At 61.6% G+C, this 12201-nt stretch carries 13 protein-coding genes; 5 read left to right on the forward strand and 8 right to left on the reverse strand.

What is annotated here, in order from left to right; all coding sequences use genetic code 11:
- The first annotated feature begins 274 nt into the window (after positions 1–274).
- Positions 275–2164, forward strand: coding sequence for a propionate-CoA ligase PrpE (prpE, locus tag CLV89_RS16815; RefSeq protein WP_106164831.1), 1890 nt, complete (start codon positions 275–277; stop codon positions 2162–2164).
- A 77-nt stretch (positions 2165–2241) separates the two neighbouring features.
- Here the strand turns inward: prpE and CLV89_RS16820 are convergent, their stop codons facing one another.
- A complete protein-coding gene (locus CLV89_RS16820; RefSeq protein WP_106164832.1) occupies positions 2242–2439 on the reverse strand; it encodes a CsbD family protein in 198 nt (65 codons plus the stop codon).
- Between the two features lie 125 nt (positions 2440–2564).
- Positions 2565–3110: a hypothetical protein gene (locus tag CLV89_RS16825; protein ID WP_106164833.1), complete on the reverse strand. Its 546-nt coding sequence runs from the start codon at positions 3108–3110 to the stop codon at positions 2565–2567.
- A gap of 151 nt (positions 3111–3261) precedes the next feature.
- Here CLV89_RS16825 and CLV89_RS16830 point away from each other — a divergent pair, with 151 nt between their 5' ends.
- The gene (locus CLV89_RS16830; protein ID WP_106164834.1) at positions 3262–4695 is read left to right on the forward strand and encodes an amidase family protein; all 1434 of its coding nucleotides are present in this window, start codon (positions 3262–3264) and stop codon (positions 4693–4695) included.
- A 144-nt stretch (positions 4696–4839) separates the two neighbouring features.
- Here the strand turns inward: CLV89_RS16830 and CLV89_RS16835 are convergent, their stop codons facing one another.
- The gene (locus tag CLV89_RS16835) at positions 4840–5595 is read right to left on the reverse strand and encodes an NAD kinase (protein WP_106164835.1); all 756 of its coding nucleotides are present in this window, start codon (positions 5593–5595) and stop codon (positions 4840–4842) included.
- Between the two features lie 175 nt (positions 5596–5770).
- On the opposite strand from CLV89_RS16835, the gene glyA reads away from it, so the two are divergent.
- Positions 5771–7066, forward strand: coding sequence for a serine hydroxymethyltransferase (glyA, locus tag CLV89_RS16840; RefSeq protein WP_106164836.1), 1296 nt, complete (start codon positions 5771–5773; stop codon positions 7064–7066).
- 124 nt (positions 7067–7190) lie between these two features.
- Here glyA and CLV89_RS16845 read toward each other — a convergent pair whose 3' ends face one another.
- The 3 genes from CLV89_RS16845 to CLV89_RS16855 form a co-directional block, all read right to left on the reverse strand.
- Positions 7191–7478: a YiaA/YiaB family inner membrane protein gene (locus CLV89_RS16845; RefSeq protein WP_106164863.1), complete on the reverse strand. Its 288-nt coding sequence runs from the start codon at positions 7476–7478 to the stop codon at positions 7191–7193.
- A 91-nt stretch (positions 7479–7569) separates the two neighbouring features.
- Complete coding sequence (locus CLV89_RS16850) at positions 7570–8244, reverse strand: PspA/IM30 family protein (RefSeq protein ID WP_106164837.1); 675 nt, start codon at positions 8242–8244, stop codon at positions 7570–7572.
- Positions 8245–8341: 97 nt separating this feature from the next.
- Entirely contained in the window at positions 8342–8938 is a 597-nt protein-coding gene (locus tag CLV89_RS16855; RefSeq protein WP_106164838.1) for a TetR/AcrR family transcriptional regulator, read from the reverse strand.
- Positions 8939–9122: 184 nt separating this feature from the next.
- Here CLV89_RS16855 and CLV89_RS16860 point away from each other — a divergent pair, with 184 nt between their 5' ends.
- Positions 9123–10040 (forward strand): DUF817 domain-containing protein, encoded by a 918-nt coding sequence (locus CLV89_RS16860; RefSeq protein ID WP_106164839.1) that lies wholly within the window; start codon positions 9123–9125, stop codon positions 10038–10040.
- On the opposite strand, the gene CLV89_RS16865 is transcribed toward CLV89_RS16860, so the two are convergent.
- Positions 9994–10359, reverse strand: a complete 366-nt coding sequence (locus tag CLV89_RS16865; protein WP_106164840.1) for a hypothetical protein — start codon at positions 10357–10359, stop codon at positions 9994–9996. The two genes, CLV89_RS16860 and CLV89_RS16865, sit on opposite strands and share 47 nt — an antisense overlap.
- Positions 10360–10486: 127 nt before the next feature.
- Here CLV89_RS16865 and CLV89_RS16870 point away from each other — a divergent pair, with 127 nt between their 5' ends.
- Positions 10487–11245, forward strand: coding sequence for an alpha/beta fold hydrolase (locus CLV89_RS16870; RefSeq protein ID WP_207796959.1), 759 nt, complete (start codon positions 10487–10489; stop codon positions 11243–11245).
- Between the two features lie 80 nt (positions 11246–11325).
- Here CLV89_RS16870 and CLV89_RS16875 read toward each other — a convergent pair whose 3' ends face one another.
- Positions 11326–12201 carry a DNA adenine methylase gene (locus CLV89_RS16875; protein ID WP_106164842.1) on the reverse strand — a complete coding sequence of 292 codons (876 nt, stop codon included), beginning with the start codon at positions 12199–12201 and terminating at the stop codon, positions 11326–11328.

A 12201-nucleotide genomic window follows, 5' to 3' on the forward strand; every position in this document is an offset into this window, starting at 1 on the left:
CCTCATCCCACCACCCCTGCGCTGACCGTTTGCGCAAACTGAGTCGCAACTGTCTGCGCAATATCTGCAAGAGTTAGCTTTGCAACTTTGCAGACTTCAGAATTTTCTTCACCGAAATGTCGGCCATGTCATGGTTTGCAAACTTTGCAATCCGAATTGGCAAATTCATCCACAAATCTGATCCGATCTGACGCAGGGTCGCCCAGCGCGCTTGCGAGGGTTTGAGCCTTGCGCCTAGGCTCTGTCGCAAGAGGAGACAGTGAGGAGGATCCCCATGACCTATTCTGAGGTGTATGCACATTGGAAGGCTGACCCGGAAGGGTTCTGGATGGAGGCCGCCACGGCCATCAGCTGGGACCAGGCGCCGACGCGGGCGCTGAGCGATCTTGGCGACGGGCTTTATGAATGGTTCGCCGACGCCAAGGTAAACACCTGCTACAACGCTGTTGACCGCCATGTGGAGGCCGGGCGCGGTGAGCAGACCGCGATCATCTACGACAGCCCCGTCACCCACACAAAGCGCGAGATCTCCTATGTGGAATTGCGCAACCGGGTGGCGACGCTGGCCGGGGCGCTGCGGGCCAAGGGGATCGAGAAAGGCGACCGCGTCATCATTTACATGCCGATGATCCCCGAGGCCATCGAAGCGATGCTGGCCTGCGCCCGCATTGGCGCGGTACATTCCGTGGTCTTTGGGGGCTTTGCGTCCAATGAACTGGCGGTGCGTATTGATGACGCCACCCCCAAGGCGATCATCGCCGCCTCCTGCGGCATCGAACCGGGGCGCACGGTGCATTACAAGCCTCTGCTGGACGGCGCCATCGAACAGGCCAGCCATAAGCCCGACTTCTGCGTCATCTTCCAGCGCGAACAGGAAGTGGCAGAGCTGATCGAGGGGCGTGACGTGAACTGGCACGGGTTCCAGTATGGCGTGGAGCCTGCAGATTGCGTGCCGGTAGAAGGCAACCACCCCTCTTATATCCTCTATACCTCTGGCACGACTGGGCAACCCAAGGGGGTGATCCGCCATACCGCCGGCCAGCTGGTGGCGCTGAACTGGACAATGAAGAACATCTTCAACGTCGATCCCGGTGATGTGTTCTGGGCCGCCTCCGATGTGGGCTGGGTGGTGGGTCACAGCTATATTGCCTATGCGCCGCTGATCCATGGCAACACCACCATCGTGTTTGAGGGCAAGCCTATCGGCACTCCCGATGCGGGCACCTTCTGGCGGATCATCTCGGAACATAAGGTCAAGACCTTCTTCACCGCCCCCACCGCCTTTCGCGCCGTCAAACGCGAGGACTCCAAGGGCGAATACGTGGCGAAATATGATCTCTCCTGTCTCGGTCAGGTCTATCTGGCGGGCGAACGGGCCGATCCCGACACGATCACCTGGGCGCAAGATCAACTGAAGGTGCCGGTGATCGACCACTGGTGGCAGACAGAGACCGGCTGGCCGATTGCCGCAAACCCATTGGGGATAGAGACACTGCCGGTGAAACTAGGCTCTCCCGCAGTGCCGATGCCGGGCTATGACGTGCAGATCCTCGATGAAGGTGGCCACCCGATGCCTGCGGGCGAACTGGGCGCCATTGCCATCAAACTCCCCCTGCCCCCGGGCACGCTGCCAAACCTGTGGAATGCCGAGGATCGCTTCCGCAAAAGCTATCTCACCACCTTCCCCGGCTACTACGAGACCGGCGATGCAGGGATGATGGACGAGGACGGCTACCTCTACATCATGGCGCGCACCGATGATGTCATCAATGTCGCCGGACACCGTCTGTCTACTGGCGCGATGGAGGAGGTACTGTCGGGCCACCCGGATGTCGCGGAATGCGCCGTCATCGGTGTAGCGGATAGCCTGAAGGGTCAGGTGCCTCTTGGCTTTCTCTGCCTGAATGCCGGATGCAGCCGCAGTCATGCGGAGATCAACGCCGAAGTCGTCAAGCTGGTGCGCGACAAGATCGGCCCGGTCGCCGCTTTCAAGCTTTCCTGCGTGGTGGACCGACTGCCCAAGACGCGTTCGGGCAAGATCCTGCGCGGCACCATGGTCTCGATCGCCGATGGCACGGAGTGGAAACAACCGGCCACCATCGACGATCCGACGGTTCTGGAGGAGATCACCGTCGCTCTGAGGGCGCTCGGCTACGCGATGTGACCCCGCAAAGACGACAAAGCGGCCCCCGACGGGGACCGCTTTGCTTCATCGAATGCCGCTTGCTCTACGGCAAATGGTCACTGACGCGCCGCGAAATCATCGACCTGACGTTCAGCTTCGTCCTTGGCCACGCCGTAACGCTCCTGAACCAGACCCACCAGCTTTTCACGGTTGCCGGCCACCTGATCGATCTCATCTTCAGTCAGCTTGCCCCACTGGTTCTGTGCGGAACCTTTGAGTTGCTTCCATTTGCCTTCGATAATATCCCAGTTCATCGTCAATACTCCTGTCTGTTTAGCTTCGCTCACACTGCATAAACTGCGATGCGTGCTGCTTGACCTGACAACGTGGATGCACCGGGATTGTTCCAAATTTTCTGACAACCGCGCGCCCGTATCTCTCAGGGGCGCACGGTTTTTGGCTCCGCGAAAAACTGCACCCTGATGCTGGCCTGGTCTGCCAACTCTCCGTTGCGATGGCGAAACTCGACCACATACTGGCGTGGTCCTGCCGGGTAGTAACCCGCACAAGGCGCAAACGGGTCAAAGCTCGCCGCGACCTGCGCCTCGATCTGCTCTGCGTATTGCGCGCCCAACTCAGGGGTTCCACCCGACTTGTAGCTAATGCCCGCGCCCTGCCCCTGGCTCGGCGGGCATCCCCAGCCGAACAGGAACTCATACTCAGAAAAGGCCTCGAACACCCAAGGGTCACCATTTGCATCAGGAAGCGCAAACCATGCAGCATTGTAGATGATGCCCTCCTCCGAATACATCAGCGACACGCCGGAACAGCTGTCCGTCAAAGGGTCGTAGTCGGCGCATTCATAGGGCGTGTCGATCATGTCATCCATCACTTGCAGGACAGACACGAATCCCTGTGCGTGTCCCATTGAGCTGACCAACACACCGGCGGTGGCCAGCAAAGCGCACCGAATATTCTTCATCATCTGATTTTGAGCTCTCGTATCAAAGGACGCAGGATCTCCCTCCTGCACTGGCACGACACTGTTGTGACCGGCCTGAACATATCCTTAACAGGATTGGCCCTTCCCAGCCCAGAGGACGCGCACTAGTCTCTCGATCAAGGAGATTGTTAACATGTCAAATCAAGACCTTTGGCGCCTGAGCGCAACCGAATTGTCCACCCTGACCACAGCCGGTGACATCACGCCCACAGCCGCCGTGCAGAACGCCATCGCCCGTCTGGATGCAGTGAACCCGGCCCTGAACGCCGTCGTGGAGGATCTCCGGGACGAAGCCCTGGCCCGCGCAGAGGCTCTCGACGGCACCCCAGCACATCTGCGTGGCCCGCTGCATGGCGTGCCGGTGACCATCAAGATCAACGTGGACCAGACCGGCCATGCCACCTCCAACGGCATTCCCGCACTCAAGGACCTGATTGCCCCGGACGACGCGCCGGTGGTGCAGAACCTCGAACGCGCAGGCGCAGTGGTAATCGGGCGCACCAACACACCGGAATTCTCCTTTCGCACCGACACCGACAATCCGCTCTACGGGCGGACGCATAACCCCTGGGGGCGGCATATCTCGCCCGGTGGCTCCTCCGGTGGCGGCGGAGCTGCGGTCATGGCCGGCATCGGCCCGCTGGCCCATGGCAACGACATTGGCGGCTCCCTGCGTTTTCCCGCTGCCGCCAATGGCGCGGTGACGGTGAAGCCCGGCCTCGGCCGCGTGCCGGCCTGGAACCCCTCCCAGACGGCAGAACGTGGGCTGCTGGCCCAGTTGATGAGCGTGCAGGGCCTGATGACCCGCTCCGCCCGTGACCTGCATCTGGCCATGCCCGCAATGATCGCACCGGATGTGCGCGACCCCTTTCACGCACCGGTGCCCTGGCAGGGTCCCAGTGTCTCAGGCCCGACAAAGGTCGCCTTCACCCGCAACCCGCACGGCTATGATCTGCACCCGGAGGTCGAGGCCGCATTGCTCTCGGCCCGCGACGCCCTTACCGATGCGGGCTACATCGTCGAAGAGATCGAGCCCCCCAATGTGTTCGAGGCCGGACGCACCGGCTACCGCGCCTTGATGGGTGAGATACACGCGCTGATGAAGCCGGATCTGGATGCCGTCGGCTCAGACGTCATCCGCACCATGTTCGACACCTATTTTCAGGAGTTCCCGCCCTATCAGGGTGACGAGCTGCTGAAGATGTACGCCAAGCGCAGCCACTACGCCCGCCAATGGGCGCTGTTCATGGCGGATTACCCGCTGGTGCTGACGCCGTTCCTGCCACAGCCCTTCTTTGCCCCCGACCGGGACCGCGAAGGGGTCGAAGGCGCCCATGACGTGCTGGGCTGCGCGGTCTATTCCTACGCGATGAACTACATGGGGCTGCCCGCCGCCTGCGTGCCCTCCCGCCTGGCGCAATTGCCCAAAGGGCCGCAGCCCATCAACGTACAGATCGTGGCGCAGCGCTGGCGCGAGGACATGGCCGTGGATGCCGCCATCGCCATCGAGGACCGTCTCGGCCAGATGGCACCTCCCCTTTGGGACCACATGGCCGCACAGGTCTGAGCTCTACCATTGGGGCCGCCTCATGATCCCCGCGGCCTCGTTTCATCTTTTTTGAAATACCTCCCGCCGGGAGGCAACGGCCCCGTGCCCCTCGGGCACGGGGCTCACCCTGTCGCGCGTAAGCGCGTCCGCTGGGGTCAGGGGTTAGTTGAACTGCTCAGAGATCAACCGTTCCTCCAGCCCGTGGCCGGGATCAAACAGGATCTTGTGGCTGATGCTGCGCTCGCTCTGGATCTCCACCCAGTCGATATCCTTGAATGACACCGAATCTGCCTCCGCCATCACTGGCCGCTTTGCCGCGTCGATCACGTCGAACCGCACCGTCGCACCGCTCGGCAACAGTGCCCCGCGCCAGCGCCGGGGTCGGAACGCCGCGATCGCCGTCAGCGCCAGCACATCCGCCCCGATCGGCAGGATCGGACCATGGGCAGAGAAATTATAGGCGGTGGAGCCCGCCGGCGTCGACACCAGCGCCCCGTCGCAGACCAGCTCCGCCATGCGTTGCCGCCCATCGACCGAGATCTGCAGCTTGGCCGCCTGCGGCCCCTGACGCAGCAGCGACACCTCGTTGATTGCCATCGCTTCATGCATCTGCCCGTTGCGATCCCTTGCATGCATGCGCAGCGGGTGGATGGTCTCTTCCTGCGCGTCGGCCAGACGCTCCATCAGATCGCCCTCACCATAGCTGTTCATCAAAAAGCCGACGGTGCCGCGGTTCATGCCATAGATCGGCACGTTCAGATCCACCGTCTCGCGCAGGGTGTGCAGCATGAACCCGTCGCCGCCAAGCGCCACGATCACATCTGCCTCGCTCATCTCGACGCTGCCGTAGCGACTGACCAATACGCCACGCGCGGTTTGCGCCAGCGGGGCCGTACTGGCCAGAAATGCGATTCTCATGGAACGTGATCCTGTTTCCGGAAGGGTCCAAACGGTTCCGAAACAAGCACAGGTTTTCCCCGATGACCAGACTTGCCGTTCAGCTGACCCGTTTCGTCGCTTTACAGTCTTTCAGATCCGTGAAGTTTCCGATAGGAAATCTCGCAAAGACCACACCCAACCAGACGGAGCCAGCATGACTGAGACCCCCCGTGACACCGGTTTCTTCACCCAGAGCCTTTCCGAGCGTGACCCGGAGCTGTTCGGCGCAATCACCGACGAGCTTGGCCGTCAGCGCGACGAGATCGAGCTGATCGCCTCGGAGAACATCGTCTCCGCCGCCGTTATGGAAGCACAGGGTTCCGTGCTGACCAACAAATACGCCGAAGGCTATCCGGGCCGCCGCTACTATGGTGGCTGCCAGCATGTGGACGTGGCGGAAAACCTCGCCATCGACCGCGCCAAGCAGCTGTTCAACTGCGAATTCGCCAATGTGCAGCCGAACTCCGGCAGCCAGGCGAACCAGGGCGTGTTCCAGGCACTGCTGCAGCCCGGCGACACCATCCTCGGCATGGATCTGGCCTCCGGCGGTCACCTGACCCATGGTGCGGCGCCGAACCAGTCCGGCAAATGGTTCAACGCGGTCCACTACGGTGTGCGCGAAGACGACAACCTGATCGACTATGACCAGCTGCAGGCGCTGGCCACCGAGCACCAGCCCAAGCTGATCATCGCCGGCGGCTCCGCTATTCCGCGTCAGATCGACTTTGCCAAGTTCCGCGCCGTGGCCGACAGCGTCGGCGCCTGGCTGATGGTCGACATGGCGCATTTCGCCGGTCTCGTGGCCGCAGGCGAGCACCCGTCCCCCTTCCCGCATGCGGATGTGGCCACCACCACCACCCACAAGACTCTGCGCGGTCCGCGTGGCGGCATGATCGTCACCAACAACCCGGATCTGGCGAAGAAGTTCAACTCCGCCATCTTCCCGGGCATCCAGGGTGGCCCCTTGATGCACGTGATCGCCGGCAAAGCCGCCACCTTTGGCGAAGCGCTGAAGCCCGAGTTCAAATCCTACCAGAAGCAGGTGCGTGCCAATGCGGTGGCCCTGTCGGATGAGCTGATCAAGGGCGGTCTGGACATCGTCACCGGTGGCACCGACACCCATGTGATGCTGGTGGACCTGCGTCCCAAGGGCGTGACCGGCAACATCGTCGACAAGGCTCTGGGCCGCGCGCATATCACCACCAACAAGAACGGCATCCCGTTTGACCCGGAAAAGCCCACCGTGACCTCCGGCATTCGTCTGGGTACTCCAGCGGGCACCACCCGTGGTTTTGGTGAGGACGAGTTCCGCGAGATTGCCCGCCTGATCGTCGAAGTGGTCGATGGTCTGGCCGCCAATGGCGAAGACGGCAACGCGGCAGTCGAGGAAACCGTGCGTGGGAAGGTCGCTGCCCTCTGCGCGCGCTTCCCGCTCTACCCGAACCACTGAATTTGATCGCCTTTGAGCGACCATGAACACATAAACCGCCGCGTCTCGGACGCGGCGGTTTTACTGTTTCTATCTGTGGCGACTGACAATGGGAGCAGGTATTCCCTGCCCCCCGTTTGTTGCATCAGCTCTCGGAAGATGGTTCTTTCAACGCCTCTTCCAGCATGCGCTCGTTGCGGACCTCTTCGATGCGGCGGATCCGATCCGAGCTCTGACGGATATCAAAGCGGTATTTCACCACGTTGATCAGGCTCAGTGTCAGCAGCAGGATGCCCATGCCCCAATATCCTTTGGTCGCCAGCGGCACCTCGGTCGACAGCCAGAGCGAAATGCCCAGCATGCCATAGGCGACGACGACGCCGATGATGTTGAGGTTGGTGATCAGGGCGTTCTCATTGCGTGCGTCAAACATGGTTTTATCCTTCATTTCCAAATAGATTGTCTGCGGAGCCTAGCGCTCCCGGGTTTTCGTCTCAGGGCAGTTCTGCCCTCGCATGTCGGGATCAGCGTTCGGTCTTCAGGCGGCTCAGCACATCAGTTGCCGTGCTCTTGAGCGGCGTGCCAAACCCCGCATCCGCCAATTGATCCGCCACCGAGTGCGGCGCGAGACCGGTTTCAATCTCGCCCAGAATTTCCGAGGCCTCGAAGGGGTCTTCCTGGCCCAGGACCTCCTGGATCAGCTCAGCCGCTTCATCCATGGGCTGGCGGTTCAGCGACCGGCCAAGGCTGGCCTGAGCGCGATGCTCGCCCTTGACGGCGCGGGCCGAGATCGCGCCCTGCCTCAAATCAATCAGACGACGGTGCGCCGTCTCCACCGATTGACGCAGGCGCATGATACGCGCCTCCAGACGTGACCGCGTGTCCTGACGCAGGCTGCGCTCATTCTCCATTTCGGCAATCGCTGCGGCAGCGGCTTCGGCCAGATCGTCTCGCCCCTCTGTCAGGGCCGCCCGTGCCCGCGTCGTCAGATCCGCAATCCGCGTATCCAAGGTTGCAATCTGGCGCTGCTCGGCCCGTTCTTTCTGGATCAGGCTCACCAGCGTCGACTTTGCCGATTTCAGGTCATCGGTGGCCTGGGCAATTTTCTCCTCGATCAGTTCGATCGAATACTGCTGGCGGACCTGCGCCTCTGCTCTGCGATTTGCGCCCGTCATCAGGGTCTTGAAAGTTGAGAACATGATCGCTCCTCCATTCGTGAACATCGTTCACAAGTGAGGTAGCAAAGTCATGAACGTCGTTCAAGATATTTTTTGAACAATGTTCAAAAGGTATGGATTACCTGACCATCAACCGTGACAAAACCAATGCGATCATCCGTCGGATGTCCTGTGGCGGCACACCAGAGATCCGGTTTTCAAGCCCGAGGAGCACAATTCCATGAACAGAAGAGAACAACGCCCGCACCGTCAGGGCCTGCTCTTCTGGTGGCTGATCAGGAAACAACTCCGCCACCGGGCCCGCGATATGCTGGAACAGCCGATCCAGCGCCGTGCGGTACCAGACCGGCACCGCGCCATCCGCAGGCAATTCCAGATCGAACAGGGCGCGCCACAGGCGACTATTGTCACTTGCAAAATCCAGATAGGCCTCACTCATCAGGATCAACCGATCCGTGGCAGACGCGCCCCGCGATGCGGTTATGGACGCTTCGACCACCGCGCCCAACCGCTGAAACGTGCGACCGTTCACCGCCATCACAAGCGCGGTCATGTCATCGAACGCGTTGTAGATTGCCCCCACCGCACAGCCCGCATCCTTGGCCAGATCGCGTGCGCGCAATGCCGTAACCCCCGTCTCCCGAATACGCGCTTCCGCCGCAACAACCAGTTTGTCGCGCAGATCCGCTCTGCGTTGCTCTGCTTTTGTCGTCATGCTTGCCCGCCAATTCTTGAACCATGTTCATGCACCTATAAACCCGCTCAGGCGCGAGATGCAAACCTCTGCATTGCATCTGGGGCTGCACCCTGTCTCGGCAGCAACACTCTGTCAGGGCAGACGAAGTCAGGTCAAACAATCAGGATGGACTTTGGAGCGGTTTTCTCGTCATTTGCCCCGCATGATCCAGACTGACCAAAACCCGAACCGCACCCGCCGCCTTGAACGCACCCTCGGCGACTGGATGCGCGCCCGCCTGCCCTTTGCGGTGGCGGAATTCGTGATGTTCACTCTGAAACAGGGCTGGGCAGCGATATTCGGCATTCTGCTCCTTGGGGGACTGCTGATTTCGGATCGCATCTGGCAGCCGGATTGGGCGCTGGCGCGCTATGATGCGCTGTTGCTCTATGCGCTGGGGCTGCAGGTGCTGTTTCTAGCCGCCGGCATGGAAAGCTGGCGCGAGGTGCGGGTGATCCTGCTGTTCCATCTCACCGGCACGGTAATGGAGATCTTCAAGGTTGATGCGGGCAGCTGGGCCTATCCCGGCGACGGTCTGGTGAAACTCTGGGGTGTGCCGCTATTTTCCGGCTTCATGTATGCCTCCGTGGGGTCCTACATGGCGCGGGTGATCCGCCTGTTCGACATGCGCTTTGCCCCCTACCCGCCGCTATGGCTGGCCACCTGCCTCGCGGTTGCGATCTATGTGAATTTCTTCAGCCACCATTTCCTGCCGGATATCCGGCTGGCGCTGTTTGTCGCCACGGTGGTGATCTTCATCCGCACCCGGATCTGGTTCTATCTCGGCGGACAAGCCTATTGGATGCCGCTGCCGCTGGCGGCCTTCCTGTCCAGCTTCTTCCTCTGGGTGGCGGAAAACGTCGGCACCCGCACCCGCACCTGGCTTTATGCCGGTCAGGACAGCGACCAATGGGTCAGTATCGCCAAGATGGGCAGCTGGTATCTTCTGCTTTATGTGAGTTTTGTCACCGTGACATTGGTGGTGCGCGATGCGCTCTCACACACGCCTTACCGACCGGTCACGCCAACCGATGTCAGACAAAGCCCCGCCAGCGCAACACCACCACCAGAAGTGCAATGACACAGATCAGCGCAAAGCCAACAGTGGCCGCGATATCCAGCAGCCGCCCCTTGCGCCGGTCCTTCAGGTCCAGCTCTGCCAGATAGGCCCGAAGCCGCCGCGCTTTTCGGAGCAGACCGTCCTGATCCAGCGTTGCAGCGATGCGCGGATGGGCAAAGCTTGCATCCGCTGCCACCAGATCATCCGCCGCCCGGCGCATCCGGTGCGGCAGGTGACGCCGGGCGCGGCGCAGGCTGTCAGCCAGCTCGCCGGAGAGTTTCAGTCGTTTTTCCAACAGCGTTTGGATCTGGTCCAGCTCACTCTGTAACGTCTCGCTCATGGCGCGGGGATCCTCGGGCTGCGCGTGTAACAAGCTGGACCATACCCACCGCGGCTGTGGATCTCAATGCCGCGTACGCGCAAGGTTGGGGGCTGACAGTCGGGCGGGTTGCGGCTATCACCGCCCTATGCTGAACACGATCATACATGGCCACCCGACCGACCAACCACCCCTGCTGATTGCCCATGGCCTCTACGGCTCCGGGCGCAACTGGGGCGTGATTGCAAAGCGCCTGTCTGATGAGCGGCAGGTGATTGCGGTGGATATGCGCAACCACGGCAACAGTCCGCAGACCCAGACCCACAGCTATGCCGATCTGGCCGAGGATCTGGCCGAGGTGATCGCCGCCCATGGCGGGCGCATGGATGTGGTGGGGCACTCAATGGGTGGCAAGGCGGCGATGATGCTGGCGCTCACCCACCCCGACGCGGTCAACAGGCTGCTGGTCGCCGATATTGCCCCGGTCAGCTATGAGCACACACAGGCGCATTTCATCACCGCCATGCGCAGCGTCGACCTCGCGCGGGTGAGCCGCCGGTCCGACGCACAGGAGCAACTGGCAGAGGCCGGCGTGGATGCGATGCTGCAGAGCTTTTTCACCCAATCGCTGGATGTGGAGAACAAGCGCTGGCGATTAAACCTCGACACATTGGAGCGCGAGATGCCGCATATCCTGTCGTTTCCGGAGGTTGAAACCCAGTGGGACGGAGCAGCGCTGTTCCTGACAGGCGCCAACTCCGAGTATGTGCAGGCGGAGCATCGCAGCCGCATCAAATCGCTGTTTCCCGGTGCCCGCTTTGCCAAGATCCCCGGCGCAGGCCATTGGCTGCACGCGGAAAAGCCGCGCGAATTCGAGGCCACGGTGCGCGCGTTTCTGAACGCCTGACGGCAGCGCATGTATTTGGGGCTCTGCCCCCGGCCCTCACGGGCCTCTCCCAGGATTTTTTGGCTTAGAGGAAGCGGCGGTCAGTAGGTCAACAACAACCGATCCCGGACCGCCTCTGTCTGCATCCGCTGGCCACCCATCTGGAACCGCTTCAGCATGGATTGCCCCATATTGACGAGGATCTCGCGCTGAAACAGCCCGTGCGGGATCTCGATGTCACAATAGACATCGCCGGATTTCTTGGTGCCGTCGATCGACATGGCCACCCGCACCCCGCGCGCCTTGCAGGCGGCGATGCTGGCGAATAGCTCCTCCAGCCGGAACGCCTGCGCGCCATACAGAATGGTCTGCGAATGCGCATAGGGCGGGTCGCAATAGACCACATCCCCTGCTCGCGCCTGTGCCATGGCGGCGCGATAATCCAGACAGGCAAAGCGCGCGCCCGCCATCCGGGTGCGCCACATGTCGACCCGCTCGGCAAACTTATGCGGCTTCATCACCGGGTGGCTGCCGCAGGGCGTCGACATATAGCCATCCTTGCGGCGAAACCGCACCACGCCGCCGTAGCAGGCCCGGCACAGGAACAGGAAATCCGCCCCATTGGGCGTGGCATTGTAACGGGCCTTGATCGCCTCGTAGACCGCCACACGGTCGCCCGCCATGAAGGCCTCATAGCGCGCCTGATACCAATGGTTCAGCAACTCGGGGTCATCCTGCAACGCCTGCCAGATCTCAACCAGCGGCGGGTAGATGTCGGAGCCCACGGCGCGTGTGGGCCGCAAGTTGGCCATCACACCGCCCGCGCCCAGAAAGGGTTCGAAATAGGTGCCATAATCCTTGGGCAGATGGGCGACGATCTCATGGGCAAAGCGTTGCTTGTTGCCGACCCATTTCAACAGCTGGGTCTTGAACGGAGGAGCCGGTGCCTCGCCCGCCACGGGCAACAGCGCGTCCAT

Source organism: Tritonibacter scottomollicae, from assembly GCF_003003215.1.
Classification (GTDB): Bacteria; Pseudomonadota; Alphaproteobacteria; order Rhodobacterales; family Rhodobacteraceae; genus Epibacterium; species Epibacterium scottomollicae.

Excerpts from the sequence above, each read along its gene's own strand:
- prpE (WP_106164831.1), top strand. The coding sequence starts at position 275 with ATGACCTATTCTGAGGTGTATGCACATTGGAAGGCTGACCCGGAAGGG.
- CLV89_RS16870 (WP_207796959.1), top strand. The coding sequence starts at position 10,487 with ATGCTGAACACGATCATACATGGCCACCCGACCGACCAACCACCCCTG.
- CLV89_RS16850 (WP_106164837.1), bottom strand. The coding sequence starts at position 8,244 with ATGTTCTCAACTTTCAAGACCCTGATGACGGGCGCAAATCGCAGAGCA.
- glyA (WP_106164836.1), top strand. The coding sequence starts at position 5,771 with ATGACTGAGACCCCCCGTGACACCGGTTTCTTCACCCAGAGCCTTTCC.
- CLV89_RS16835 (WP_106164835.1), bottom strand. The coding sequence starts at position 5,595 with ATGAGAATCGCATTTCTGGCCAGTACGGCCCCGCTGGCGCAAACCGCG.
- CLV89_RS16845 (WP_106164863.1), bottom strand. The coding sequence starts at position 7,478 with ATGTTTGACGCACGCAATGAGAACGCCCTGATCACCAACCTCAACATC.
- CLV89_RS16855 (WP_106164838.1), bottom strand. The coding sequence starts at position 8,938 with ATGACGACAAAAGCAGAGCAACGCAGAGCGGATCTGCGCGACAAACTG.
- CLV89_RS16830 (WP_106164834.1), top strand. The coding sequence starts at position 3,262 with ATGTCAAATCAAGACCTTTGGCGCCTGAGCGCAACCGAATTGTCCACC.
- CLV89_RS16825 (WP_106164833.1), bottom strand. The coding sequence starts at position 3,110 with ATGATGAAGAATATTCGGTGCGCTTTGCTGGCCACCGCCGGTGTGTTG.
- CLV89_RS16875 (WP_106164842.1), bottom strand. The coding sequence starts at position 12,201 with ATGGACGCGCTGTTGCCCGTGGCGGGCGAGGCACCGGCTCCTCCGTTC.
- CLV89_RS16865 (WP_106164840.1), bottom strand. The coding sequence starts at position 10,359 with ATGAGCGAGACGTTACAGAGTGAGCTGGACCAGATCCAAACGCTGTTG.
- CLV89_RS16820 (WP_106164832.1), bottom strand. The coding sequence starts at position 2,439 with ATGAACTGGGATATTATCGAAGGCAAATGGAAGCAACTCAAAGGTTCC.
- CLV89_RS16860 (WP_106164839.1), top strand. The coding sequence starts at position 9,123 with ATGATCCAGACTGACCAAAACCCGAACCGCACCCGCCGCCTTGAACGC.